The organism is Kitasatospora sp. NPDC088160, from assembly GCF_044741445.1.
Lineage (GTDB): Bacteria > Actinomycetota > Actinomycetes > Streptomycetales > Streptomycetaceae > Kitasatospora.
Map to the genome: position 1 here is coordinate 237347 of NZ_JBIUSS010000012.1, position 25389 is coordinate 262735.

At 73.6% G+C, this 25389-nt stretch carries 21 protein-coding genes; 9 read left to right on the forward strand and 12 right to left on the reverse strand.

Annotated features, from left to right (window positions below; translation table 11 throughout):
• Positions 1-216: 216 nt before the first annotated feature.
• From pruA to ACIOGZ_RS20895, 4 genes are all read right to left on the reverse strand, one after another.
• Positions 217-1842 (reverse strand): L-glutamate gamma-semialdehyde dehydrogenase, encoded by a 1626-nt coding sequence (pruA, locus tag ACIOGZ_RS20880; protein ID WP_400986708.1) that lies wholly within the window; start codon positions 1840-1842, stop codon positions 217-219.
• 150 nt (positions 1843-1992) lie between these two features.
• Positions 1993-2652 carry a haloacid dehalogenase-like hydrolase gene (locus ACIOGZ_RS20885; protein WP_363587346.1) on the reverse strand — a complete coding sequence of 220 codons (660 nt, stop codon included), beginning with the start codon at positions 2650-2652 and terminating at the stop codon, positions 1993-1995.
• An 85-nt stretch (positions 2653-2737) separates the two neighbouring features.
• The gene (locus ACIOGZ_RS20890) at positions 2738-3247 is read right to left on the reverse strand and encodes a DUF6912 family protein (RefSeq protein WP_350881082.1); all 510 of its coding nucleotides are present in this window, start codon (positions 3245-3247) and stop codon (positions 2738-2740) included.
• A gap of 90 nt (positions 3248-3337) precedes the next feature.
• A complete protein-coding gene (locus tag ACIOGZ_RS20895) occupies positions 3338-4489 on the reverse strand; it encodes a patatin-like phospholipase family protein (RefSeq protein ID WP_363587344.1) in 1152 nt (383 codons plus the stop codon).
• Between the two features lie 360 nt (positions 4490-4849).
• Here ACIOGZ_RS20895 and ACIOGZ_RS20900 point away from each other — a divergent pair, with 360 nt between their 5' ends.
• A complete protein-coding gene (locus ACIOGZ_RS20900; RefSeq protein ID WP_063349159.1) occupies positions 4850-5290 on the forward strand; it encodes an Rv3235 family protein in 441 nt (146 codons plus the stop codon).
• Positions 5291-5430: 140 nt separating this feature from the next.
• On the opposite strand, the gene secA is transcribed toward ACIOGZ_RS20900, so the two are convergent.
• Positions 5431-8193: a preprotein translocase subunit SecA gene (gene secA / locus ACIOGZ_RS20905; protein ID WP_363587342.1), complete on the reverse strand. Its 2763-nt coding sequence runs from the start codon at positions 8191-8193 to the stop codon at positions 5431-5433.
• A 242-nt stretch (positions 8194-8435) separates the two neighbouring features.
• Between secA and ACIOGZ_RS20910 the strand changes: the two genes are divergently transcribed.
• Positions 8436-9008: a GNAT family N-acetyltransferase gene (locus tag ACIOGZ_RS20910; RefSeq protein WP_363587340.1), complete on the forward strand. Its 573-nt coding sequence runs from the start codon at positions 8436-8438 to the stop codon at positions 9006-9008.
• Between the two features lie 56 nt (positions 9009-9064).
• Positions 9065-10288 (forward strand): DNA glycosylase AlkZ-like family protein, encoded by a 1224-nt coding sequence (locus tag ACIOGZ_RS20915; protein ID WP_363587338.1) that lies wholly within the window; start codon positions 9065-9067, stop codon positions 10286-10288.
• Positions 10289-10307: 19 nt separating this feature from the next.
• Here the strand turns inward: ACIOGZ_RS20915 and ACIOGZ_RS20920 are convergent, their stop codons facing one another.
• Positions 10308-11066 (reverse strand): response regulator transcription factor, encoded by a 759-nt coding sequence (locus tag ACIOGZ_RS20920; protein ID WP_079135841.1) that lies wholly within the window; start codon positions 11064-11066, stop codon positions 10308-10310.
• 205 nt (positions 11067-11271) lie between these two features.
• Positions 11272-11964 carry a ribosome hibernation-promoting factor, HPF/YfiA family gene (gene hpf / locus ACIOGZ_RS20925; RefSeq protein WP_363587336.1) on the reverse strand — a complete coding sequence of 231 codons (693 nt, stop codon included), beginning with the start codon at positions 11962-11964 and terminating at the stop codon, positions 11272-11274.
• A 370-nt stretch (positions 11965-12334) separates the two neighbouring features.
• Here hpf and ACIOGZ_RS20930 point away from each other — a divergent pair, with 370 nt between their 5' ends.
• Positions 12335-13054: a phosphoribosyltransferase family protein gene (locus ACIOGZ_RS20930; protein WP_363628092.1), complete on the forward strand. Its 720-nt coding sequence runs from the start codon at positions 12335-12337 to the stop codon at positions 13052-13054.
• Between the two features lie 61 nt (positions 13055-13115).
• Here the strand turns inward: ACIOGZ_RS20930 and ACIOGZ_RS20935 are convergent, their stop codons facing one another.
• From ACIOGZ_RS20935 to mtrA, 3 genes are all read right to left on the reverse strand, one after another.
• On the reverse strand, positions 13116-14981 hold the full coding sequence (locus tag ACIOGZ_RS20935; protein WP_363587332.1) for an LpqB family beta-propeller domain-containing protein: 1866 nt from the start codon (positions 14979-14981) through the stop codon (positions 13116-13118).
• A complete protein-coding gene (gene mtrB, locus ACIOGZ_RS20940) occupies positions 14956-16992 on the reverse strand; it encodes an MtrAB system histidine kinase MtrB (protein ID WP_400331400.1) in 2037 nt (678 codons plus the stop codon). Before mtrB ends, ACIOGZ_RS20935 begins: the two co-directional genes overlap by 26 nt.
• A gap of 70 nt (positions 16993-17062) precedes the next feature.
• Positions 17063-17740 (reverse strand): MtrAB system response regulator MtrA, encoded by a 678-nt coding sequence (gene mtrA / locus ACIOGZ_RS20945; RefSeq protein WP_030247322.1) that lies wholly within the window; start codon positions 17738-17740, stop codon positions 17063-17065.
• A 288-nt stretch (positions 17741-18028) separates the two neighbouring features.
• On the opposite strand from mtrA, the gene ACIOGZ_RS20950 reads away from it, so the two are divergent.
• The 5 genes from ACIOGZ_RS20950 to ACIOGZ_RS20970 all read left to right on the forward strand — a co-directional run bounded on the left by ACIOGZ_RS20950 (position 18029) and on the right by ACIOGZ_RS20970 (position 23459).
• Entirely contained in the window at positions 18029-19204 is a 1176-nt protein-coding gene (locus ACIOGZ_RS20950) for a hypothetical protein (protein ID WP_400986702.1), read from the forward strand.
• 5 nt (positions 19205-19209) lie between these two features.
• Complete coding sequence (locus ACIOGZ_RS20955; RefSeq protein ID WP_363587328.1) at positions 19210-19869, forward strand: DUF4129 domain-containing protein; 660 nt, start codon at positions 19210-19212, stop codon at positions 19867-19869.
• A complete protein-coding gene (locus ACIOGZ_RS20960; RefSeq protein ID WP_400986703.1) occupies positions 19866-21098 on the forward strand; it encodes a DUF4350 domain-containing protein in 1233 nt (410 codons plus the stop codon). The genes ACIOGZ_RS20955 and ACIOGZ_RS20960 overlap by 4 nt, the downstream gene beginning before the upstream one ends.
• A 101-nt stretch (positions 21099-21199) precedes the next feature.
• Complete coding sequence (locus ACIOGZ_RS20965) at positions 21200-22120, forward strand: MoxR family ATPase (protein ID WP_363587370.1); 921 nt, start codon at positions 21200-21202, stop codon at positions 22118-22120.
• Between the two features lie 28 nt (positions 22121-22148).
• Positions 22149-23459, forward strand: a complete 1311-nt coding sequence (locus ACIOGZ_RS20970; RefSeq protein ID WP_363587324.1) for a DUF58 domain-containing protein — start codon at positions 22149-22151, stop codon at positions 23457-23459.
• A gap of 125 nt (positions 23460-23584) precedes the next feature.
• Here ACIOGZ_RS20970 and ACIOGZ_RS20975 read toward each other — a convergent pair whose 3' ends face one another.
• Positions 23585-24730 carry an RNA polymerase sigma factor gene (locus ACIOGZ_RS20975; protein ID WP_400986710.1) on the reverse strand — a complete coding sequence of 382 codons (1146 nt, stop codon included), beginning with the start codon at positions 24728-24730 and terminating at the stop codon, positions 23585-23587.
• Positions 24731-24738: 8 nt separating this feature from the next.
• Complete coding sequence (locus ACIOGZ_RS20980) at positions 24739-25146, reverse strand: YciI family protein (RefSeq protein ID WP_063351357.1); 408 nt, start codon at positions 25144-25146, stop codon at positions 24739-24741.
• Positions 25147-25389: the final 243 nt, after the last annotated feature.

Consider the following 25389-nt stretch of genomic DNA (forward strand, 5'->3'; position numbering starts at 1 on the left):
CTCGCAATCCTGCCGCACCTTCCAACTGAAAAGGCTTCATGGCACGCATGAAATACCTTCGCAGCGGGTAGGACGATTCGTCCTGCGGAGCCACCCGACGACGCCAGCCAGCCTAACCGGATCAATCGAAGGTGGACAGGGACAGGGAGGCGCAAACCCGCAGGATGATCGGTCCGTCCTGGACACCATGTCCAAACCGGAGCCTCCCGTTCACTCTCAGCCCATGTGCGGGTACCGCAGGTCCGTGGGGGGAACGAAGGTCTCCTTGATCGCGCGGGCCGAGGTCCAGCGCAGGAGGTTCTGGGCGGCGCCCGCCTTGTCGTTGGTCCCGGAGGCCCGGCCGCCGCCGAAGGGCTGCTGGCCGACGACCGCGCCGGTCGGCTTGTCGTTGATGTAGAAGTTCCCGGCGGTGAACCGCAGCGCCTCGACCGCCTGGGCGATGGCGTAACGATCCTGCGCGATCACCGAGCCGGTCAGGCCGTACGGGGCGCCGGAGTCGACCCGGCGCAGCACGTCCTCCCAGCGGGCGTCCTCGTAGACGTGGACGGCCAGGATCGGACCGAAGTACTCCGTCCGGAAGATCTCGTTGCGGTAGTCGGAGGAGACCAGGACGGTCGGCCGGACGAACCAGCCGATCGCGTCGTCGTACTGGCCGCCCGCCGCCAGCTCGATCGTCGGATCGGCCTTGGCCCGCTCGATGGCGTCCCGGTTCTTCTCGAACGCGCGCCGGTCGATGAGGGCGCCCATGAAGTTGGAGAGGTCGGTGACGTCGCCCACCGTCAGCGCGTCCACCTCGGCCACCAGCTCGTCCTTGATCTTCTGCCAGAGGCTGCGCGGCAGGTAGGCCCGGGAGAGCGCCGAGCACTTCTGGCCCTGGTACTCGAACGCGCCGCGGACCAGCGCCGCCTTCAGGATCGCCGGATCGGCCGAGCGGTGGGCCAGCAGGAAGTCCTTGCCGCCGGTCTCGCCGACGATCCGCGGGTACGTCCGGTAGCCGCCGATGTTGGCGCCGATGGTCTGCCAGAGCGACTGGAAGGTGGCGGTGGAGCCGGTGAAGTGCAGCCCGGCGAGCGCCGGGTCGGCGAGGGCGACCGCGGACAGCTGGACGCCGTCGCCGGTGACCAGGTTGACCACCCCGGGCGGCAGACCGGCCGCCTCCAGCAGCCGCATCAGGTAGTGCGCGGCCAGGGTCTGGGTCGGCGCGGGCTTCCAGACCACGGTGTTGCCCATCAGCGCGGGCGCGGTCGGCAGGTTGCCGGCGATCGCGGTGAAGTTGAACGGGGTGATCGCGTAGACGAAACCCTCCAGCGGGCGGTGGTCCACCCGGTTCCAGACGCCCGGTGCGGAGATCGGCTGCTCGGCCAGGATCCGCCGGGCGAACTGGACGTTGAACCGCCAGAAGTCGATCAGCTCGCAGGCGGAGTCGATCTCGGCCTGCTGCGCGGTCTTGGACTGGCCGAGCATGGTGGCCGCGTTGAGGGTCTCCCGCCAGGGCCCGGCCAGCAGGTCGGCGGCCCGCAGGAAGACCGCCGCCCGGTCGTCGAAGGACAGCGACCGCCACTGCCGGCCCGCCGCGAGCGCCGAGTCCACCGCCGCGCGGGCGTCCTCCCGGGTGGCGTTGCCGAGCACCCCCAGCTTGGCGGCGTGGTGGTGCGGCTGGACGACGTCGATCCGCTCACCGCCGCCGAACCGCTGCTCGCCGCCGATGGTCATCGGCAACGGGATCTGCTCGGCCGCCAGCTCGTCCAGCCGCCGGACCAGCCGGTCCCGCTCCGGGCTGCCGGGCGCGTACCCCAGCACCGGCTCGTTGACCGGGAGGGGCACCTCGGTGACTGCGTCGATCGGCATGGCGGCTCCGTCCTGCTGACTGCTCCGGTGGGAGGGCCCGATCCACCGGACAGGCCCTGGTCCAGCCTGACCAGCGGCCGCGCGATCCGCCCGCTCAGACACGCGGACGGCGGACGTGGCGCCCGCCACGCCCGCCGCGGACGGTCAGCCCCGCCCCAGCCGCCCGGCCAGCTCGACCGCCTCCGCCAGGCTGTCCACCACCGGCACCCCGAGCGGCTCCAGCTTCTCCCGGGTGTGCGAGCCGCCGGTGTAGAGCACCGCGTGCGCACCCGCGCCCAGCGCCGCCCGGGCGTCGTCCGCGGCGTCGCCGATCAGCACCGTACGGGCCGGGTCCACCCGCTCGCCGAGCGCGGCCAGGTGCCGGGCCAGCTGCTCCGCCTTCTGGCCGCCGGACGGGCCGCTGCGGCCGTCCACCCGCAGGAACCGGCCGGTCAGGCCGAAGGCGTCGACCAGCGGCAGCAGCTTCTCGTGCTCGTACATCGACAGCAGCGACTGGCTGTGCCCGGCCTCCCGCCAGCCGTCCATCAGCTCGTGCACGCCGTCCGTCAGCCCGCAGGCCGGGCTCAGCTCCCGGTAGCGGTCGTGGAAGGCCTCGTCCAGCCGGAGCCACTCCTCCTGGGACGGCATCCGGCCGAGCAGCCGCTCGTAGAACCGGGGGATCGGGATCTCGTACTGCTCGCGGTACTCCCGCATGGTCATCGGCCCGACGCCGATGGTCGCGAACGCGGCGTTGCTCGCGCCGAGCACCGCCTCCATGTCGTGGAAGAGCGTGCCGTTCCAGTCCCAAACGATGTGTGTAGCCACGCGCGAAACGGTAGCCCCGACCACCGACACGCCGGTAGGACGGGGCTCACGCACCCTGCTGCTCCGCTCCGGCGCGACCGGCCGTTCAGGCCAGCAGCGCGGAGATCTCCTGGGTGGCGAACCAGAGCAGGTCGTGGTCCTCGGCCCCGTCCACGGTGAACTGGGCGTCCTGGTCGCCCGCGTCGGCCGCGGCCACCGCCGCCACCGCCGCCGCGACGTCCTCGACCACCTCGCCGTCGGCGACGTCCGCGTGCACCGCCGCCGCCTTCGCCAGCGGCAGCGGGCCGGCCAGCACCACCCGGCCGAGCGAGGCCTGGTCCTGGTACTCGTCGCCGGGGAACGGCCGGACGGCCGAGTCGGCCACGTCCAGGGCCACCACGACCCGGCGGCGCGGGGCGTCCGGGTCGGCGGCCAGCAGCCGCAGGGAGGACTGCGCGGCCCGGTTCAGCGCCGCGTACTCCAGTTCCTCCAGGTCGTCACTGACGTACCACTCGCGCAGCGCGGGCGTCACGGCGTAGGCCGCGGACTGGTCCAGGGCACCACCCGGGTGCGCCGCCGCCAGGCCGTTCAGGGTGGTGGGCACGTACACGCGCATCGGTGGCACTCTCCGGTTCGTCCAGCGGCACAGCTTCCAGCGCCCCAAGAATAAGCGCCGCCGGGCCGGGCGTGATCACCTCGGCCCGACTCAGCGGGCGGCCCGCAGGGCCTCACCGCACGTGCGCAGGGCGCTCTCCAGCACCGCGTCGCGGCGGGCCGGGTCCATCATGTTCGGGCCCATCACGGCCAGGTCGGCCGGCGTCGGCGCGAGCAGCCGCACCCGTACGCCCTCGGCCCGCAGCAGCACGGCCTCGCGCAGCAGCTGCCGGGTGACGGCGCGGCGGTAGCGACTGACCAGCTGGGCCAGCACGCCGCGCGGGCGGTCCCGGGCGCGCCACTCGCGCAGCGCGGCGAGGGAGCCCGCGAGCCCGCTGGTGCCGGCGACCCCGCCGGCGTCGGCGTCGGCGTCGGCGCGGTCGGCGCGGTCGGCACGGGGGCGCAGCCGCAGGGCCATCGGGGCGAGCACGTACACCTCGTCCAGGCCGCGGCCGAGCAGCAGGTCGGCGTTGGTGGCGGACCAGCAGCCGCCGTCCACGTACGCCGAGCCGTTCAGCCGCACCGGCGCGAACCAGCCGGGGATCGAGCAGGAGGCCATCACCGCGTCGGCGACCGCGACCGCCGGGGCGTCCGGGTCCCCGAAGACCACCCGGCGGCCGCTGCGGTAGTCCACGGCCGCCACCCGCAGCGCCGCGGCCCCGGCGCCGGCCTCGCCGTCGGCGCCCGGCGGCGGCCAGCCGCCCGGGCCGAGCAGGCCGCGCACCAGCTCGCCGACCGGGGCCAGCGAACCGCGGCCGGGCGGCGCCATCGCCGACACCATGGTCAGCAGCGGGTACTCGCGCGGGTGCCGGACGGCGTCCCGCAGCAGGCCGGGCGAGCCGATGCCCGCCCCGGGGCGGGGCGGCAGCGCGCCGCCGGCGGCCGTGTCGTAGTCGAAGTCCACCCCGGCCAGCGGGCCGTCGGTGATCGGCAGGCCGCGCTGGTGGTCACGCAGTTGCTCGGTGCGGACCCCGCCGGCCAGCATCGCGCCGAGGATCGAGCCCGCCGAGGTGCCGAGCAGCACGTCCGCGCGGCCCGGCCGCCAGCCGGTGGCCTCCTCGACGGCGCAGAGCGCGCCGACCGTCCAGGCCGCACCGAGCATCCCGCCGCCGCCCAGCACCAGGCCGCGCCGGGGTGCGTCCCCGGTCGGCGGGGCGGTGCCCGCGACTGCCGGAGCCGGAACCGCCGCTACCCGTGTCGTCATCGCGGCCGCCCGTCGTCGTGGGTGCGGTCGTGGCCGCCCGGCCCCGTCCCGCTCCGCGCGGTTCCCGATCAGGCTCCGATGGTGCGCGCCGACGGCCGGGCACCGCAACGGGGGCGGCGATTCGGGCCACCCGGTCCGGCGCATCGAACCGTCCTCTTTCGGACCGTACGGCCCGCCCACGCACGTCAATCGGGCACCGTGCGACCGCGCGCCGGGCCCGGCACCGCACTGATCGATTCACTCGGATAGGTGAACTTGCCGGTCACTCCGGGGGCAGCGGCAAAAGCCCTTGCCGCCCGACGCGGCCCACCGCTAGCAAGGACCCGTCCGCACCCGCACCACCGTGTCGAGGAGCCCACCGTGACCGCACCGCTCACCGCCCGCCCGCACCGCCGGCCGCGCACGACCGCCGCCCACGACCCGGCCGGGCGCCGCCCGCGCCACCCCCGCGCCGCCTGCACCGGCCCGGGCGGCCACGACCCCCGGGCGCTGGCCTCCCGCTTCGCCCACCAGCTGGTCGAGGTGCTCACCGGCGCCCGGCCCTCCGGCCAGCTGATGCGGCACACCAGCCTGGACGGCTACGGGCAGCTCGCCTCCCTGGTCCGGGCCGGCGCGCTGCGCCGCGGCGGCGCCGCCGACCGGCCCCGGCTGGGCCCGGTGCACGACCGGTCGCCCTCGCCCGACGCGGTCGAGGCCTGCGTCCGGGTCGACCTCGGCCGGCGGCACCACATGGTGGCCTTCCGGCTGGAGCAGCGCGGCCAGGCCGGGCAGTGGCAGTGCACCGCCGTGGAGGCCCGATGACCACGGCCGTCACGGCGACCACGGTCGTCACAGCGGCCAGGGCGGCCACAGCGGCCCCCACGACCGCGTGCCGGCCCGGGACGGCACAGGGCGCCACCCCCGTCCGGGAGCGGCGCCCTGTGCGGCGTCCTGCGGCCTGCTCAGCCCTTGCGGCGGCGGCCCTTGGCCGACTTCGCGGCCTTGCGGCGCTCGGCGCGGGTCAGCCCGTCGCCCTCGTCCTCCGGCGCGAGGTCCTCGAAGTCGCCCTCGATGACACCGCCGCCGACCTCGTCCGAGGGGGCCGTGTAGTGCAGCCGCTGCGGCTTCGGGGCCTCCAGGCCCTTGGCCTTGATCTCCGGGCGGGCGGCGTCCTTCTCCAGCTTGTCGAGCAGCACCTCGGCGTCCGCGACCGGGACCTCCTCGACCTGCTGCTCGACCTGGACCTCCAGGTTGAACAGGTAGCCGACGGACTCCTCCTTGATGCCCTCCATCATCGCGGTGAACATGTCGAAGCCCTCGCGCTGGTACTCGATCAGCGGGTCGCGCTGCGCCATGGCCCGCAGGCCGATGCCCTCCTGGAGGTAGTCCATCTCGTAGAGGTGCTCGCGCCAGCGGCGGTCCAGCACCGACAGCACGACCCGGCGCTCCAGCTCACGCATGATCTCGGCGCCGAGCTGGTCCTCGCGGGCGCCGTACTGCGCCTGGATGTCCTCCTGGACGACCTTGACCAGGAACTCGGAGGTCATCCCGGCGGAGCCGCCGGCCTCCTCCTCCAGCTCCTCCAGGTCAAGGGTGAGCGGGTAGAGCTGCTTGAGCGCGGTCCAGAGCTTCTCCAGGTCCCAGTCGTCCTCGAAGCCCTCGCCGGTGGCCGCCTTGACGTAGGCCTCGACGGTGTCGTCCATGAAGTGGCCGACCTGCTCCTGCAGGTCCTCGCCCTCCAGCACGCGGCGGCGCTCGCCGTAGATGACCTCGCGCTGGCGGTTCAGCACCTCGTCGTACTTGAGGACGTTCTTGCGGATCTCGAAGTTCTGCTGCTCGACCTGGGTCTGCGCGGAGGCGATCGCCCGGGTGACCATCTTGGACTCGATCGGCACGTCCTCGGGCACGTTGGCCATCGACAGCACGCGCTCGACCATGCCGGCCTTGAACAGGCGCATCAGGTCGTCGCCCAGCGACAGGTAGAAGCGGGACTCGCCCGGGTCGCCCTGACGGCCGGAGCGGCCGCGCAGCTGGTTGTCGATCCGGCGGGACTCGTGCCGCTCGGTGCCCAGCACGTAGAGGCCGCCGGCCTCCTTGACCTCGTCCTGCTCCGCCTTGACCGAGGCCTTGGCCTTCTCCAGGGCGGCGGGGAACGCGGCCTCGTACTCCTCCGGGGTCTCGGTCGGGGTGAGCCCGCGCTGCGCCAGCTCGGCCGCCGCGAGGTGGTCGGAGTTGCCGCCGAGCATGATGTCGGTACCGCGGCCGGCCATGTTGGTGGCGACAGTCACGGCGCCCTTGCGGCCCGCCTGCGCGACGATCTGCGCCTCGCGCTCGTGGTGCTTGGCGTTCAGCACCTCGTGCGGGATGCCGCGCTTGCGCAGCTCCTGCGAGAGGTACTCGGACTTCTCCACCGACACGGTGCCGACCAGCACCGGCTGGCCCTTCTCGTGCTTCTCGGCGATGTCCTCGACCACGGCGGCGAACTTGGCCGGCTCCGACTTGTAGATCAGGTCGGGCTGGTCGATGCGCAGCGGGTTCTTGTTGGTCGGGATCGGCACCACGCCGAGCTTGTAGATCTGGTGGAACTCGGCGGCCTCGGTGGTGCCGGTACCGGTCATGCCGGCGAGCTTGTCGTACAGGCGGAAGAAGTTCTGCAGGGTGATGGTGGCCAGCGTCTGGTTCTCGTTCTGGACCTCCACCCCCTCCTTCGCCTCGATCGCCTGGTGCATGCCCTCGTTGTAGCGGCGGCCGGCCAGGATGCGGCCGGTGTGCTCGTCGACGATCATGACCTCGCCGTTCATGACGACGTAGTCCTTGTCCGCCCGGTACAGCTCCTTCGCCTTGATGGCGTTGTTCAGGAAGCCGACCAGCGGGGTGTTCACCGACTCGTAGAGGTTGTCGATGCCGAGGTAGTCCTCGACCCGGGTGACGCCCTCCTCCAGGATGCCGACGGTGCGCTTCTTCTCGTCGACCTCGTAGTCGCGGTCGATCTTCAGGCGCAGCACCAGCTTGGCGAAGTCGGCGTACCACTTGGTCGCCTGGTCGGCCGGGCCGGAGATGATCAGCGGGGTGCGGGCCTCGTCGATGAGGATCGAGTCGACCTCGTCGACGACCGCGAAGTTGTGGCCGCGCTGGACGAGTTCGTCCTTCGACCAGGCCATGTTGTCGCGCAGGTAGTCGAAGCCGAACTCGTTGTTCGTGCCGTACGTGATGTCCATCGAGTACTGGTGCTTGCGCTCGGCGGGCGTCATGTTGCCGAGGATCACGCCGACTTCGAGGCCGAGGAAGCGGTGCACCCGGCCCATCCACTCCGAGTCGCGCTCGGCGAGGTAGTCGTTGACGGTGATCAGGTGGACGCCCTTGCCGGTGAGCGCGTTCAGGTACGCGGGCAGGGTGCCGACGAGGGTCTTGCCCTCACCGGTGCGCATCTCCGCGACGTACCCGTGGTGCAGGGCCGCGCCACCCATGAGCTGAACGTCGTAGTGCCGCTGACCGAGCACCCGCTTGGCGGCCTCGCGCACCGTGGCGAACGCCTCGGGGAGGATGTCGTCCAGGGTCTCGCCGTCCGCGAGCCGCTGCTTGTACTCGTCGGTCAGCGCGCGCAGCTCGGCGTCGGTGAGGTTGACGAAGTCCTCTTCGATGGAGTTGACCTGGGCAGCAATCCGCTGCAGCTTGCGAAGGATCTTGCCTTCGCCGGCGCGCAGGATCTTGTCGAAGACGGACACTTGGGCGGGCTCCTTGCCTGTATTGGCACTGGACGACTGCACGGCGGGTTCACCCCACCGCACGGGCCATCGTATGCGAGGAGTCCAATGCCCCGGGAGGTGCGTCAGCACGGTATTCCCGTGTCACCCGCGCGAGCACTTGATCCGATAGCACCGCCCACCGGGACAAACCGGTCAGCGGATCGAGGGGTCGGCTCGATATTCGGATGCCCGAATTCCTCTCTCCACGGAATAATCCGCCCATGGAAGAGCCCCGCACCGTCACCCTCACCACGGACCGCCTCGTCCTGCGGGCCCCGCAGGAGTCGGACATCGACGCCGTCTTCGCCGCCTGCCAGGACGCCGAGATCCAGCGCTGGACGGTCGTCCCGAGCCCGTACCGGCGCGAGGACGCCGAGTACTTCGTCCGCGACCTCGCCGCGCAGGGCTGGCGCACCGGCGAGAACCGGATCTGGTGCGTGTTCGAGCGCGGCTCCGACGCCCTGGTCGGCACCCAGGGCCTCGTGCTGCGCCACGGCGACCCGGGCTCCGCCGAGGTCGGCTGGTGGGCGACGAAGGAGTTCCGCGGCCGCGGCTACACGGTCGAGGCCGCCCGCGCGGTCGCCCGCCACGGCCTGGTCGAACTCGGTCTGCGCCGCCTGGAGTGGCAGGCCTACGTGGGTAACGAGGGCTCCCGCGCGGTGGCCGAGAAGGTCGGCTACCGCTTCGAGGGCACCCTGCGCTCGTACGCCGAGCAGCGCGGCACCTTCCACGACGCCTGGGTCGCCTCGCTGCTCGCCTCGGACCTCCCGGACCTCCCGGACCTCCGCCCCTGACGTCCGCGCCGGCGCCCCCCGACCGGCTGTCGGTGCCCCGGACTACCCTCGCCGACATGACCGCCCTGCCTGCCGCCGGCTCCCCCGCCGGCCCGCCGCCCGTCACCGTCCTGAGCGCCGACGAAGCCCGCCGGATCGCCCTTCGCGCCCAGGGCCTGCTCGGCGCGCCGGACCGCCGGGCCGGGGTGCGCGGGGTGCTGCGGCACCTGGGCGCCGTCCAGTTGGACACCATCTCGGTGCTGGCCCGCTCGCACGAACTGGTGCCGTACGCCCGGCTCGGCGCGGTCGGCCGTCCGGCCGTCGAGGCGGCGTACTGGGGCGCGGGCACGAGCTTCGAGTACTGGTCGCACGCGGCCTGCATCCTGCCGGTCGAGGAGTGGCCGCTGTTCGCGTTCCGGCGCCGCCGCTACCGCGAGCGCGGCCACCTCTGGGGCCACCAGGTGACGCCCGAGACGTACCGGCACGTGCTCGACAAGCTGCGCGCCGAGGGCCCGTTGACCTCCACGGAGCTGGGCGGCGCCAAGAAGACCGCCGAGTGGTGGGACTGGTCGGACACCAAGATCGCGGTGGAGCGGGCGCTGGCCTTCGGCGACGTGGTCTGCACCGAGCGCCGGAGCTGGAAGCGCGTCTACGCGCTGGCCGAACAGGCCATCCCCGAGGCGCTGTTCGGGCAGGACCGCACCGACCGGGAGTGCGTGCGCACTCTGGTCGCCCAGGCCGGGGCCGCGCTCGGCGTGGCCACCCGGGCCGACCTGCTGGACTACCACCGGCTGCGCGCCGAGGAGCTGGACCCGGTCCTCGCGGACTGCGGGCTCGTCCCGGTCGAGGTGGCCGGCTGGGGCCCGGGCGGCGGCGCGGCGGCGGCCTGGGCCGACCCGGCCGCGCTGGCCACCACCCCGCGCGGGCGCCACCGCACCACGCTGCTCTCGCCGTTCGACTCGCTGATCTGGGACCGCGCACGCACCGAGCGGATCTTCGGCATGACGCACCGACTGGAGGCCTACACGCCCAAGCACAAGCGGGTGCACGGCTACTTCGCGATGCCGCTGCTGGCCGGCGGCCGGCTGGTGGGCCGGGTCGACCCGGCCCGGGAGGGGCGCACCCTGGTGGCCCGTCAGGTCTCGCTGGCCGGCGACCGAGGGCACGGCGCCCGGCACGTCGAGGCGCTGGCGGCGGCCCTGCGCGAGGCGGCCGCCTGGGTGGGCTGCGACGGCGTCCGGGTCGAGGCCCTGCCGGACGAACGGCTGCGCCCGGCCCTCGAGAAACTCCTCGCGAGCTAGGGCCGGGGCGCAGCCACGGTCACCCTATTTCGAGGATCTTCTCGCGCATCGCGTACACCACCGCCTCCATCCTGGAGTGCAGTTGGAGCTTCTCCAGGATGTTGCGCACGTGGTTCTTCACGGTGTTCTCGCTGATGAACAGCTCCTTGGCGATCTCCCGGTTGTTCATCCCGGTCGCCACCAGCTTGAGCACCTCCAACTCCCGGTCGGTGAGCCGGGGTGCGGGCACCAGGTCCCGGTCGTCGGAGCGACGCTGGATCATCGACTTGAACTCGGTGAGCAGCTTGGACGCCATCGACGGGCTGATCTGGGACTGCCCGTCGGCGACCGCGCGGATCGCGGTGGCGACCTCGTCGGTGGAGATCTCCTTCAGCAGGTAACCGGTGGCGCCCGCCTTGATCGCCTCGTAGAGGTCGGCCTCCTCGTCGCTTATCGTCAACATGATGATCTTGGTGCTGGGTGCCACGTCCTTGATCGCCGTGCAGGCCTCGATCCCGCTGCGGCGCGGCATCCGGACGTCCATCAGGATGATGTCCGGCAGCAGGTCGGCAGCCTTCAACACGGCCTCGGCGCCGTCGCCGGCCTCGCCGACGACCTTGATGTCCGGCTCCTCCGCGAGCACGATCTCCAGCCCCCGGCGGAACAACGCGTGGTCGTCCACCACCAGTACGCGGATCGGCTCACCCCGGTGCGGCGCGTACGCGGGTTCCTCCTCCGGTCCCGGTGACAGTCCGGTGACCGGCCCCGTAGCGGGCCCCAGCCCGAAGTGATCCCCCATCCGCTCCTCCCCCTTCGCGGGTCGTCGTGCGCCAATCATTCCACGCCGCGCGGCCGTTGCTGTCACCCTCCGACGCCGCCGTTCCGCATCGGGTGACCTCCCGGGCCCGCCCTCGACTCCCGCTCCACCCGCCCTGCCCCGAAACGCCGGTGACCCCGGCGGACTCGGCCGCCGGGGTCACCCCTCCAGGATTGTCTTCGGACGGTCAGTCCTCGTCGTCGCTTTCGCCGATCGCCCCGCCCGCGCCGCCGCCCGCGCCGGCCGACCCGTCGGTCTGCAGGTGGATGACGCCGTAGTGGTAGCCGTGACGGCGGTAGACGACGCTCGGCAGGCCGCTGTCCTTCTCCACGAAGAGGTAGAAGTCGTGGCCGACCAGTTCCATCTCGTACAGCGCCTGGTCCAGCGCCATGGGGGCGGCCGGGTGGGTCTTCTCCCGGACCACCAGCGGGCCTTCGCCCTCCACTTCCAGGGATCCCATCATGGTCTTGCGGACGGCCCCGTTGGTCTCGCCCTCCCGCACCGCCGTGTCCGGCAGCGCGGCCAGCGCCGCGGTCGCCTCGGCGACGCTGATGGGGGTGCGGCCGTTGCCGCCCTTGTGCACTCGGCGCCGGTCCGCGGACTTGCGCAGCTGGGCGTCGAGCTTCGCCGAGGCCAGGTCGAGCGCCGCGTACGGGTCGGCGGCGGCGGCTTCGGCCCGGATCACCGGCCCACGGGTACGGAGAGTGATCTCCACCCGCTCGGACCGGTCGGCCTGCCGCGGGTTGTGCTCCTTGGACACCTCGACGTCGAGGCTGATCACCTTGCCGTCGAACTTCTGGACCTTCTCCAGCTTCTCGGCCACGTGCTCGCGGAACCTCTTGGGCACCTCGGTCTTGCGGCCCTTGACGACGATGTCCACGCAGAACTCCGATCCCTCGTGCTGACGCCGATCCGGGTGCTACCGGACCGGACTGAGACCCAGCTGGACCAGCCCATCCACTGCCGGCCCCCCGCCCCCGCCGCCAGCGGCGGGAAACGACTGGCCCTCACCTCACTTCCTCCCCACCAGGGACGGTTGAAACCCCTTGGAGCTTTATCGAACACCTCACACGGGGTTTTCGCCTCCCCAGGCGCGGAGTCGGGTATGACCCGATACTGCGGGCGGGCGGTCAAGCTGTTGGACCCTGTCTACCCTCCTGCGAGTGAAGCACGGGTAAATACCTGGACAACACCCCCCGTACGGCGCATCCTTTGCTCACTCTCCGTGCCTGCCGTCGCCAGGAGCAGCCGTGCCACCACCCCCCGCCCCCACCCGTCCGCCGTCCGCCCAAGGGCCGTTCGGCCACGCACTGGCCGGACTGCTGGACGTCCTGGTCCCGGCCCGCTGCGCCGGCTGCGGCGCCGAGCGCACCCAGCTCTGCCCGGCCTGCCGGCACGCGCTGGCCGCCACCCGGCCCGGCCCCACGCTGCTGCCCTGGGCGCACGCCGCCGCCCCGTACGCCGACTCCGTCCGGCAGTTGCTGCTCGCCCACAAGGAGCGCGGCGCGCTGCGGTTGGCGGGCCCGCTCGGCGAGGCGCTCGGCCGGGCCGTCCGCTCCGCCCTGGGACCGCGTGCCGCTGCCGCGCCGCTGCTGCTGGTCCCGATGCCCTCGGCCCGATCCGCCGTCCGCGCCCGCGGCCACGATCCGACGCTGCGGCTGGCCGGGGCCGCCGCCCGCTCGCTGCGCCGGTGCGGCCTGGACGCCCGGGCCGAGCCGCTGCTGCGGCACGCCCGCCCGGTCGCCGACCAGGCCGGGCTGAGCGCGGCCGAGCGCCACCGCAACCTGCACGGCGCGCTCACCGTGCTGCCGCGCGCCCGGCGCGACCTGCTGGGCCGTCAGCCGGTCCTGGTGGACGACCTGGTGACCACCGGTGCCAGCCTCGCCGAGGCGGCCCGGGCACTGGCGGACGCCGGACTGCCCGCCCGGGCGGGCGCCGCGGTCGCCGCCACCGCGCACCGGCCCGGCTGAGGCACCGGGCGGCCCGACGTGGCGTCAGGGATCGGAACGTCAGAGCGTGATCGGCGGGTTCCTAGCCCGCGTAGAAGAAGGACCCGGCCTTGTCGGCCAACTGGACCTCGCGCCACTGACTGCCGATCAGCCGGTAGATCGCGCCTCCGGCCGCCGCGAGCACCGACGGCGCCTGGGCCAGGACGTTGCCCCGGGACTCGGAGGCCGAGACCGTGAGCATGTTCTCGGCCTGCAGCGTGGTGTCGGCGCTCTGCGTGCCGTCGGTGCCGATGTAGTACAGCTGCTTGATCCGGTCGGCCTCCTTGCCGAGCACCAGCAGCTGGTCGGCCTCCGCCCAGGAGACCGAGGCGACGTCGGTGAGCGAGGGGGCCGCCCGGCGCAGGCCGGTGATCCGCGCGGTCGGCGCCTCCGGGGTGCCGCCGTGCACCACCAGGCCGAAGTACAGCGAGCGGCTGGGCACGCCCGCGGTCTTGACCACCAGGGCGGCCCGGGCGCCGTCCGAGGAGATCTTCAGGGCCTGCACGGTCTGCCCGTCCAGCCCCTCGACCGCGACGGGGTACGTCCGGTTGCCGCGGACCATCACCACCCGCGGGCCCTGCGGGTTGCGGTCCACCACCCAGAGGTCGCCTCGGCCGTCCCAGCTGGGCGAGGCGAGGCCGTCCTCCTTGTCGGCGGTCTTCACCGGCGAGGTGAGCACCGGGTCGGGCAGCGCCACCGCGCTGTCCGCCAGCGGCACCGAGTAGAGCTGGTGGCCGTCCCCGCTGATCGCGGCGGCCCGGGAGCCGTCCCGGTTGACGGCCATGGTGCCGAGCGGCGCCTTGCCGGCCGGCTGCGGCTTGCCGAGGACGCCGCGCACCGGCTCGCCGTTGCGCTGCTCGTCGGTGACCATCAGGAGGCCGTTGTCGGCGCGCTGGTAGTACTGCTGCGCGGGCAGCGGCCCGGCCAGGGCGCCGGGGCCGGTGGCCGGCAGGTCGTTGCGGCTGGCGAAGCAGTTGCCCCGCTGGCCCTTGAGTTCAAGCCGTTCGACCTGTCCCTTGCCTTGGTCGGCGAGGGTGTAGAAGAGCTGGGTCGCCATCCGCCGGCAGGACACCGGTTCGCTGACGTCCGCCCCGCCGAGCTGCACGTGGGCGATCCGGCCGTCGTCGACGCTCACCCGGTCGACGCTGACGCCGCTCGGGAAGGACGTCCGGGCGACCGGCGCGAGCCAGGTCGAGGGCCCGGCGACCAGGGCCTTGGCAGCGGCGGTCAGCGGGTCTGTCCGGCGCCGCAGGTAGATCGGGTCGGGGATCAGGACCTGCTGGCCGGCGCTCCCGGTGACGGTCGAGGACGGGTCCGGCGTGGTGTAGAAGTACCGGTCGACCTGGCGGTAGCTGTTGTTGAAGTTGGTCTCGTTCATGATCACGCCGGTCGGCAGCTTGTCGATCCGCCACTCGCCGTCCTTCTCCCGGACGAGGGTGAAGTCGGCCGAGACGTCCCGCTGCCCCTCGGCCAGGTACGAATGCTTCTCGTCGATCCTGGCGATCAGCGACCCGGTCACCGTCGCGGAGACGCTGGTGTCGGTGTCGGCGATCTCCTGGCCGGCCGGGAGGTTCGGGGTGGCGGCGGAGAGCACCTGGATGCCGGCGTCCGGGTTCCAGTGCGCGGAGGCGTTCTCGGTGAGGTACTGGCGCGCGGTCTCGTACCCCTCGTCGGCGGTCACCGCGTCCAGGAACCCGGTCAGCAGGGCGCGCGGCTTGGCGCCCTTGGCCGGCGCCACCGGGTAGACCTTGGCCTGCAGGTTCTTGTCGGCCGCCCCCTGCGACAGCTCCACCCGGGAGATGCCGCCGGAGTCCGGCATGGCCGCGCAGCCGCTCGCCACCAGGGCGCCGAGCACCACGCCGGCCACCGCCGTGAACCGCGGCTCAGTCCTGCTGCTCGTCCTTCGCACGCTGCGACCCCTCCAGGTCCGTCCCGCCCGTCCCATCCGTCACGTCCGGCTCCGCCGTCCGCTGTGCCACCGACGGCCGTCCGGGCGTCGGGTCCACCATCACCTGGGCGCCGGTGGCACCGTACCCGCTCCCCGCCGTCCGGACGTCCGAGGGGTCCGCGCGCGGCCCTTCGGGCAGCCGGCGCTTGCCCAGGTCGGGGCCGATGTTCAGCACCCCGCCGAGCCCGCTGCCGAAGCCGTTGACGGGCCCCTCCGGCGTCTCCGCCTGCTCCTCGGCCGCGGTCATCGCGGTCGCGCCGGGCGGGCTGATCGCCCGCCGGTACGGCACGCCGTAGGTGCCCAGGCCCCGGTTGTTGCGGGAGTCCTCCGGCTCCAGCCGGAACGGCGCCCGGCTGATCTCGCCGCCCCGGGTGCGCGGCAGGGTGAGCCGGAAGTGCGAGCCGCCGCCGGGCTCGCCCCAGGCCTGCAGCCAGCCGCCGTGCAGGTGCGCGTCCTCGACCGCGATGGACAGGCCGAGGCCGGTGCCGCCGGTGGTCCGCACCCGGGACGGGTCGGCCCGCCAGAAGCGGTGGAACACCCGGGACGCCTCGCCCGGCTTGAGGCCGATGCCGTAGTCGCGCACGCCGACCGCGACCGCGCCGTCGGCCGAGCCCAGCCGCACCACCACGTCGCGTCCCTCGCCGTGTTCCAGGGCGTTGACCACCAGGTTGCGCAGGATGCGCTCGATCCGGCGGGAGTCCACCTCGGCGACGACCGGCTCGCCGTCGCCGCGGATCACCACCGCACTGCCCTTGGCCTGGGCCAGCGGGTCGGCGGCCTCCACCACCCGGGCGACGATGTCGCGCAGGTCGACCGGCTCGCCGTCCAGGATCGCGGCGCCGGCGTCGAAGCGGCTGATCTCCAGCAGGTCGGCGAGCAGCGACTCGAAGCGGTCCAGCTGGCCCTGCAACAGCTCCGCCGAGCGGGCCGCCATCGGGTCCAGGTCCTCGCGGCTGTCGTAGATGAGGTCCGCGGCCATCCGGACCGTGGTCAGCGGGGTGCGCAGCTCGTGCGAGACGTCCGAGACGAAGCGCCGCTGCACCCGGGACAGCTCCTCCAACTGGCGGATCTGGGCCTGGAGGGCATTGGCCATCCGGTTGAACGACTCGCCGAGGCGGGCGATGTCATCCGTGCCGGTGACCTTCATCCGCTCTTCCAGGTGCCCGTCGGCGAGCCGCTCGGAGATGCCGGCGGCCATCCGGACCGGGGTGACCACCTGGCGCACCACGACCCAGGCGATGCCGCCCATCAGGATCACCACGAACACGCCGGCGGTCGCCAGGGTGCCGGTGATCAGGTCGAGGGTGTCGGTCTCCTGGCCGAAGGAGAACACGTAGAACATCTGGTAGCTGTTGCCGGCCGGGCCGGTGAACTGCATGCCGAGGGCCAGCCCGGGCTCGGTCCGCTCGTCGGCCCGGTGGATCCGGGCCGGCTGGTCGAACATCTGGCCGGGCTCGGAGTGGACCCTGTCCCGCAGGGTGTCGGGGACGCTGCTGGGCAGGATGTCGCCCGAGAAGCGCGGCGCGAAGCCGTTCTCCGGGACGATGGCGTCGGTGCCGGCGGCCATCGCGATCACCGAGTAGACGGTCTGCCCGCTCGCGGCCAGGTCGTTGACCTGCCGCAGCAGCCAGGTGCCGGTCTCCTCGATGGTGGGGTCGGGCGTGGCGCCGACCCGCAGCCGCTGGTCCTTCGCCTCGTCGATCTTCTTCAGTTCCGCCTGGAACCCGATCCTGGCCTGCTCGCGGGCGGCCGCCATCTTGGTGCCGAGCAGGCCGGTGCGCACCTGCGCCATCACGACCACGCCGAGCACCAGGACGACCGCGATGGACGCGAGCAGCGAGACCGCCACCACGCGCAGCTGGATCGACCGGCGGTACAGCGCCGTCACCCGGCGCGCGGGCCGACGCAGCTGACGGGTCAGCAGCGCGAACGCGGCCGCCCGGCGCCGACGGCGGGTGGTCGAACTCAGCACGGACCCGCGAACCGCGTCGGCCCCGTCGGTCGCGGAACCCGACGGGGCTTCGTCAGCCAGGTGCGTCACGTCAGCTGGGTCCGGCCTTGTAGCCGACGCCACGGACGGTCACCACGATCTCGGGGCGCTCCGGGTCCTTCTCGATCTTGGACCGCAGGCGCTGCACGTGGACGTTGACCAGGCGGGTGTCCGCCGCGTGCCGGTAGCCCCAGACCTGCTCCAGCAGCACCTCACGGGTGAACACCTGCCAGGGCTTGCGGGCCAGCGCGACCAGCAGGTCGAACTCCAGCGGGGTCAGCGGGATGCCCCGGCCGTCCCGCTTCACCGAGTGGCCGGCCACGTCGATCACCAGGTCGCCGATGGTCAGCTGCTCGGGCGTCGGCTCCTCGGCACGGCGCAGCCGGGCACGCACCCGGGCCACCAGCTCCTTGGGCTTGAACGGCTTGGTGACGTAGTCGTCGGCACCCGACTCCAGGCCCACCACGACGTCGACCGTGTCGGTCTTCGCGGTCAGCATGACGATCGGAATGCCGGACTCCGCCCGGATCTGCCGGCAGACGTCGATACCGTCCCGACCGGGCAGCATCAGGTCGAGCAGGACCAGGTCGGGCTTGGTCTCCCGGAACGCAGCTAGCGCCCTGTCCCCATCCGCGACGAAAAACGGCTCAAAACCCTCACCACGCAGCACGATACCGAGCATCTCGGCCAGTGCGGAGTCGTCATCAACGACGAGGACGCGTCCCTTCATGCGTCCATCCTCTCATTACCGGATTGTGACCTGCCGCACAGCAGTGCCAATGCTCCACAACGGCCAACTCCCCCCACCGGTTAATTCCGGCCATACCGGTCTAATGTGCCCGGCTGGAACGTCTTCGAACGGCCCGCGGCCCACCGCCCAACCACCGGAAGGCCCCCGTTTCCGATCAGCGGCCGGATACCCATGGGGCCTCCCCAGGCCCCATGGCACGATGGGCGCTGCGCGCGGGCGAAAGATCCGCCCGCAACCGCGCCCGTGACGCCCCTCCGAGGAGCAGTGATGACCGACACTCCGGGCTGGGCCTCGCCCGGCTCGCCCGAGCCGCCCCGCGACGACGCCCGGCCCCCGGCCGACGCGCCCGCCGCCGTGCCCGGGCCGTCGGTACCACCGCAGGGCGCCCCCGCCCCGGCCCCCGGCTGGAACGGCCGGCAGGCCCGGCCCGACTGGAGCCGGCCCGCACCGGGCGGCCACCACCCCTACGGCTGGGGCGCTCCGCAGAGCCCCAAGCCCGGCGTCATCCCGCTGCGCCCGCTCGGACTCGGCGAACTCCTCGACGGCTCCGTCGCCACCATCCGCAAGCACTGGCGGACGACCCTCGCCCTCTCCCTCGGCATCGCCGTCGTCGAGCAGGCCGGCAACGTCGCCGCCCGGCTGCTGGTCAAGGGCAAGACCGGCCCCGCCACCCAGGTGACGACCATGCTGGCCTCGATGCCGCTGACGGTGCTGCTCGGCGTGGTCGCCACCGCGCTGCTCACCATGGTCGTCAGCCGCGCCGTCCTCGGGCAGTCCGCGAACGCCGGGGACGCCTGGCGCGACGCCCGCCGCCGGCTGCCGCAGCTGCTCGGGCTGACCCTGCTCACCGGCCTGATGTCCGGCGGTGTGGTGCTGCTCGGCTTCAGCCCCTGGTACTTCTACGCCTCCGGCTCGGCGGGCGCCCCCGAGACGGAGGCCCTGCTGTTCCTCGTCGGCATCCTGACCATCCCGGTCGGGTTCTGGCTGTGGATCCGGTTCAGCCTGGCCGCCCCCGCCCTGATGCTGGAGAAGCAGGGCGTGCGGACCGCGCTGTCCCGCTCCCGGCGGCTGACCCTCGGCTCCTGGTGGCGCATCTTCGGCATCTCGCTGCTCGGCGAGGTGCTGACCTTCATCGTCGCCATGGTCATCGCGATCCCGTTCCGCTTCGCCGGACTCGTCCTCGGCTTCAGCGACCTCGACCGCCAGGTCGACCTCAGCTCGGCCCACGAGCCCACCGCGATGCTGATCACCACCGCGATCGCCGGCATCATCGCCGCCACCCTCACCATCCCCTTCCGGGCCGCCCTCGGCGTCCTCATCTACGTCGACCAGCGGATCCGCCGCGAGGCCCTGGACATCGAACTCGCCCGCGCCGCCGGCCTCGCCGAGTCCGGCGCCACCGGCTGGGGCGACCAGGCCGGCCGACCCCCCGCGAGGCGCTGACCCGGATGCCTACCTGGGGGGACAGGCTCCTCGTCGCGGGCGGCGCCCCGGTCACCGTCCCGCGTGACCCGGCCCGCGACGCCGCCCGCGACGAGCTGCTCAACGCCGAGTACCACAAGCACGACCCGAGCGTCCTGGAACGGGTCATGACCTGGCTCAACGACCACATCACCGACGCGCTCGACAGCATCTCCGGCAACGGCACCAGCGGCACCACCGGCCTGGTGCTCTTCCTGATCGTCGCCCTGCTGATCGGTGCCGCCCTCTGGTGGCGCCTAGGCGCGCCACGGCGCGCGGCCCGCACCGTCCTCGACGTCTACGGCGTCGAAGGACCGCGCGGCGCCGGCCAGTACCGGGCCGACGCCGAACGGCACGCCGCCGCCGGGCACTGGAACGAGGCCGTCCGCGCACAGATGCGAGCCCTGGTCCGGGCCCTGGAGGAACGCACCCTGCTCGACGTCCGCCCCGGCCGCACCGCCGACGAGGCCGCCACCGAGGCCGGCCGGGCCCTGCCCGACCACGCCGCCGCCCTGGCCGCCGCCGCCCTCACCTTCGACGACATCGCCTACGGCGAGCGCACCGCCGACCAGGCCGCGTACCAGCTGCTGCGCGAGCTCGACCGGACCCTGGAACGCGCCCGCCCGGCCCTGGGAGGAGCGGCATGACCAGCACCGCCCCCGCACCGCCCGCGCCGCAGCCGCCCGCCACCCCTGCCCCCGGCGGGCCGGCCACGACCAGCCTCGCCCCCACCGGCCGCGGCCTCTGGCGCCGGGCCCGCTGGTACCTGCTCGTCCTCGCCGTCCTGCTGATCGGCGCCACCGCCGTGGCCGCCCTCGGCCAGGACCGCCGCTACCCGCCGCTCGACCCGCGCTCCTACGACCAGGACGGCAGCCACGCCGTCCTCGCGCTGCTCGAACACCAGGGCCTCAAGACCGACCTCACCACCGACCTCACCGGCCACCCGGGCGGCGCCGACACCCTCGTCCTGCCCGAGCCCGACCTGCTCGGCCCCGCCGAACTGCGCTCCGTCGCCGCAGCCCGGCACAGCCGGCTCGTCCTCGTCGCCCCCGGTCCGGCCGCACTCAGCGCCCTGGCCCCCGGCATCCGCCCCTCCGACGAGGACGGCGGGCCCTCCTACGCCTCCGTCCGCAGCACCACCGCACAGTGCCCGCTCACCGAGGCCGTGCGGGCCGGCAGCGCCGAGATCGGCGGAATGCTCTACACCAGCGGCAGCCGCGGCGCCGGCTGCTACCCGCGCGGCCACGGCTACCCGCTGGTCAGCGCCCCGACCGCCGGCGGCGACGTCATCGTGCTCGGCACCGGCGCCTTCCTCCACAACGAGCAGCTCGCCAAGGACGGCAACGCCGCCCTCGCCCTCGGCCTGCTCGGCTCCCAGCCCCGCCTCACCTGGCACCTGCCCGACTACAGCGCCCCGCTCGCCCAGGGCACCCGGGACAAGACCTTCGGCGACTACATCCCGGACGGCTGGCGCTGGGCCGGCTACCAGCTCGCCGCCGCCGCCGTCCTGACCGCCCTCTGGCGCGGCCGCCGACTCGGCCCCGTGATCAGCGAGAACCTGCCCGTGGTGGTCCGCGCCGCCGAGACCACCGAGGGCCGCGCCCGGCTCTACCGCCGCGCCAAGGCCCGCGGCCGCGCCGCCGAGGCCCTGCGCCGGGCCGCCGCGCACCGCCTCGCCCCGGCCCTGGGCGTCCCGCTCCACGCCGGCGCGCCCGACCCCGACACCCTCTGCGCGGCCGTGGCCGACCGCCTCCCCGAGCAGCCCGCCGGCGACGTCCGGGCCCTCCTCTTCGGCCCGCCCCCGACCGACGACACCGCACTGCTGCGGCTCGCCGACGACCTCGACGCCCTCGAAAGGCAGGTACGGAACCCGTGACCGAACAGGCCACCGCCACCCCGTCCAGCACCCCCGGCGCGGCGGCTGCCACCCCGGGCACCCCCGACACCGCCGCCGACCCGCGCGCCGCACTCACCGCCCTGCGCGCCGAGATCGGCAAGGCCGTGGTCGGCCAGGACGCCGCTGTCACCGGCCTCGTCGTCGCCCTGCTCTGCGGCGGCCACGTCCTGCTGGAGGGCGTCCCCGGCGTCGCCAAGACCCTGCTGGTCCGCACCCTGTCCACCGCGCTCAACCTGGACACCAAGCGCATCCAGTTCACCCCCGACCTGATGCCCGGCGACGTCACCGGCTCCCTCGTCTACGACGCCCGGACCGCCGAGTTCTCCTTCCAGCCCGGCCCGGTCTTCACCAACCTGCTGCTCGCCGACGAGATCAACCGCACCCCGCCGAAGACCCAGGCCGCCCTGCTGGAGGCCATGGAGGAGCACCAGGTCACCGTCGACGGCGTGCCGCGCGCGCTGCCCGTCCCGTTCCTGGTCGCCGCGACCCAGAACCCGGTCGAGTACGAGGGCACCTACCCGCTGCCCGAGGCCCAGCTGGACCGCTTCCTGCTCAAGCTGGTCCTGCCGCTGCCCGACCGGGACCAGGAGTTCCAGGTCCTGTCCCGGCACGCCGCCGGCTTCGACCCCCGCGACCTCGCCGCCGCCGGCGTCCGCCCGGTCGCCGGGCCCGCGCACCTCGCCGCCGCCCGCGAGCAGATCGCCAAGCTGACCGTCTCCCCCGAGATCCTCGCGTACATCGTCGACCTCTGCCGGGCCACCCGGCAGTCCCCGTCGCTGTCCATCGGCGTCTCGCCGCGCGGTGCCACCGCCCTGCTGGCCGCCTCGCGTGCCTGGGCCTGGCTCGCCGGCCGCGACTACGTCACCCCCGACGACGTCAAGGCCCTGGCCCTGCCCACCCTGCGGCACCGCGTCGCGCTGCGCGCCGAGGCCGAGATGGAGGGCGTCACCGCCGACTCCGTCATCCAGGCCGTCCTCGCCCAGACGCCCGCCCCCCGCTGAACCGCCCGTTCCCGAAGGAGCGCACCGCATGGCCCTCACCGGGCGAACCGCCCTGCTCGCCGCGCTCGGCACGCTCGTCGTGGGCCTGTTGCTGCCGTCCTGGGCCGGGATCGGCCTCGTCACCGGCGCCGTGCTGCTCGCCGCCGCGATCGACCTGGTGCTCGCCGCCCCCGTCCGCGGTCTGGAACTCGGCCGGGGCGGCGACACCACCGTCCGGCTCGGCGAACCCGCCTCCGTCGAACTGACCGTCACCAACCCCTCCGGGCGGCCCCTCCGGGCCCGGATCCGCGACGCCTGGGCCCCGTCCGCCTGGCGGCCGGGCACCGCCGAGGCCGCCTCCCGACACACCCTGCACGTCCCCGCCGGCGAGCGGCGCCGGGCCGTCACCGTGCTCACCCCGACCCGCCGCGGCGACCACCACGCCCGACGGGTGACGGTCCGTTCGCTCGGGCCGCTCGGCCTGGCCGGCCGCCAGGGCTCGCACCACCTGCCCTGGACAGTCCGCGCCCTGCCCCCGTTCAACAGCCGCAAGCACCTGCCCTCCCGGCTCGCGCGGCTGCGCGAACTCGACGGCCGCACCTCGGTCCTGACCCGCGGCCAGGGCACCGAGTTCGACTCCCTGCGCGAGTACCTGCCCGGCGACGACGTCCGCTCCATCGACTGGCGGGCCAGCGCCCGCCGCAACACCGTCGCCGTCCGCACCTGGCGCCCCGAACGCGACCGGCACATCCTCGTCGTCCTCGACACCGGCCGCACCTCCGCCGGCCGGGTCGGCGACGCGCCCCGCCTCGACGCCGCCCTCGACGCCGCCCTGCTGCTCACCGCCCTCGCCACCCGCGCCGGCGACCGGGTCGACCTGCTCGCCCACGACGCCCGCAAGCGCGCCGCGGTCGCCGGCAGCTCGCCCAGCGAGATCCTGCCGGCCTTCACCAACGCGATGGCCTCCCTCCAACCGGCCCTGCACGAGACCGACATGCGCTCACTGGTCTCCACCGCCCTCAAGATGGCACCGCACCGCTCGCTGATCGTCCTGCTCACCGGCCTCGACACGGCCCCGGTCGAAGACGGCCTGCGCCCGCTGCTGCCGCTGCTCACCAAGCGCCACGAGGTGGTCCTGGCCTGCGTCGCCGACCCCCACCTGGACGCCCTCGCCGCCGGCCGCGGCACCCTGGAAGCCGTCTACGGCGCCGCCGCCGCCGAACAGACCCGCGCCGACCGCCGCGCCACCGCCGACCTCCTCACGCGCCACGGCGTCACCGTCCTCGACGCCTCCCCCGCCCAGCTCGCCCCCGCCCTCGCCGACACCTACCTCGCGCTCAAGGCCGCCGGCCGCCTCTGAGCCTCGCCCGTACGGGCGGTCCCGCCTCTTGGTCCCGTTCCTTGGTCCCGTTCCTTGGTCACGTCGTACGGTCTCGTCCCTTCAACGGGCAGTCCGTGGTGACGCCGCGCCTCCTGCCTGGTCCGTCAGCGAGGCCGACGGGCGTTCAGCCGGGCGGCCTGGCGCATGAGGTGGTCGCGCTCGGCGAGGTTGGGGGCCTGGTGGGCCGCCTCGGCATACAGCCGGGCCGCCGTCTCCAAGTCACCGTCGCGCTCGTGGAGGTACGCCGCCACTGCCGTGTGGCGGGGCAGCGAACCGTCCAGCTCCCCGAGCGCCGCCAGCCCGGCGCGCGGCCCGTCGGCCTCACCGACGGCCACCGCGCGGTTGAGCCGGACGACCGGGCTCTCGGTCAGGCGGGCGAGCTCGTCGTACCATTCGACGATCTGCACCCAGTCGGTCTCCTCCGCGGTGGGCGCGTCGGCATGGAGGGCCGCGATGGCGGCCTGGGCCTGGAACTCGCCCAGCCGGTCGCGGCCCAGGGCCGCTTGCAGGATCCCGACGCCCTCGGCGATCAACCCGGTGTCCCACCGGCCACGGTCCTGCTCGGCGAGCGGCACCAGGCTCCCGTCGGACGCGGTCCGGGTCCCGCGCCGGGCATGGTGGAGCAGCATCAGGGCGAGCAGCCCCGCCACCTCGGGGTGGTCGATCACCTCCGCGAGCTGCCGGGTCAGCCGGATGGCCTCGGCGGCGAGGTCGACGTCCCCGGAGTAGCCCTCGTTGAAGACCAGGTAAAGGACGCGCAGCACGGTGGCGACATCGCCGGGCCGGTCGAATCGCACCCCCGAGATGGTCCGCTTGGCCCGGCTGATGCGCTGCGCCATGGTCGCCTCGGGCACCAGGTAGGCCTGGGCGATCTGGCGGGTGGTCAGCCCGCCCACGGCGCGCAACGTGAGCGCGACCGCCGACGACGGCGTCAACGACGGGTGCGCGCACAGGAAGTAGAGCTGGAGCGTGTCGTCCACCGCGGACGCGGGCCCCGGCTCCGGTTCCCCGTCGACCCGGTCCTCGCGCCGGCGGCGGGCCGCGTCCGCCCGGGCCGCGTCGAGGAACCGGCGCCAGGCCACGGTGACCAGCCAGCCCTTGGGGTCCCGCGGCGGACCGGCCGGCCAGACGCGGACCGCCTCGACCAGCGCGTCCTGCACGGCATCCTCGGCCGCCGCGAAGTCGGCTCCGCGGCGGACGAGGATACCGAGCACGCTCGGCGCGAGACTCCGGAGCAGGACTCCGTCCACCGGCGAGGTCACTCGGTGACGGTGGGCGGCGCGGCCAGGAACGGACGCAGCTCCAGCCACTCGTGGATCGGCCGCCCGCCCGCCCCGGGAGCGGCCGACAGCTCCCCGGCCAGCTCGACGGCGCGCTCGTAGCTGTCGACGTCGATCACCATCCAGCCGGCGATCAAGTCCTTGGTCTCGGCGAACGGGCCGTCGGTCACCGGCGGGCGCCCCTCGCCGTCGTACCGGACGAAGGTCCCCTCGGGAGCGAGCGCCTGGCCGTCGACGAACTCGCCGGTCTTCTCCAGCCGGTCCGCGAAGTCCTGCATGTACCGCACGTGCGCCGAGATCTCCTCGGGCGTCCATCGGTCCATGGGCACGTTGTTGACCGGAGCCGGGGCGCCTCGGTAGTGCTTGAGCAGCAGGTACTTGGCCATGATGTTCTCCTCGGTGCTGGTGCGACCCATTGTGGCCGCGTTCACCCCGGGGACGGAGCCAGCCACGGGTTCTCGACATGGCCGGCCGAACTTTTTTGAACTTTCGTGAGGGACCCTGGTGAGGTGCTCCTGTGGGCCGGAAACGCAAAGAACCCCCATCCGGTTTCCCGGATGGGGGTTCTCTGTGAATGATTGTTCGGCGGCGTCCTACTCTCCCACAGGGTCCCCCCTGCAGTACCATCG

Bases quoted from the DNA above. Each gene is read 5' to 3' on its own strand.
- ACIOGZ_RS20955 (WP_363587328.1), top strand. From the start codon at position 19,210: ATGCCTACCTGGGGGGACAGGCTCCTCGTCGCGGGCGGCGCCCCGGTC.
- ACIOGZ_RS20950 (WP_400986702.1), top strand. From the start codon at position 18,029: ATGACCGACACTCCGGGCTGGGCCTCGCCCGGCTCGCCCGAGCCGCCC.
- ACIOGZ_RS20980 (WP_063351357.1), bottom strand. From the start codon at position 25,146: ATGGCCAAGTACCTGCTGCTCAAGCACTACCGAGGCGCCCCGGCTCCG.
- ACIOGZ_RS20970 (WP_363587324.1), top strand. From the start codon at position 22,149: ATGGCCCTCACCGGGCGAACCGCCCTGCTCGCCGCGCTCGGCACGCTC.
- ACIOGZ_RS20910 (WP_363587340.1), top strand. From the start codon at position 8,436: ATGGAAGAGCCCCGCACCGTCACCCTCACCACGGACCGCCTCGTCCTG.
- mtrA (WP_030247322.1), bottom strand. From the start codon at position 17,740: ATGAAGGGACGCGTCCTCGTCGTTGATGACGACTCCGCACTGGCCGAG.
- ACIOGZ_RS20895 (WP_363587344.1), bottom strand. From the start codon at position 4,489: ATGACGACACGGGTAGCGGCGGTTCCGGCTCCGGCAGTCGCGGGCACC.
- ACIOGZ_RS20890 (WP_350881082.1), bottom strand. From the start codon at position 3,247: ATGCGCGTGTACGTGCCCACCACCCTGAACGGCCTGGCGGCGGCGCAC.
- ACIOGZ_RS20960 (WP_400986703.1), top strand. From the start codon at position 19,866: ATGACCAGCACCGCCCCCGCACCGCCCGCGCCGCAGCCGCCCGCCACC.
- ACIOGZ_RS20920 (WP_079135841.1), bottom strand. From the start codon at position 11,066: ATGGGGGATCACTTCGGGCTGGGGCCCGCTACGGGGCCGGTCACCGGA.
- ACIOGZ_RS20915 (WP_363587338.1), top strand. From the start codon at position 9,065: ATGACCGCCCTGCCTGCCGCCGGCTCCCCCGCCGGCCCGCCGCCCGTC.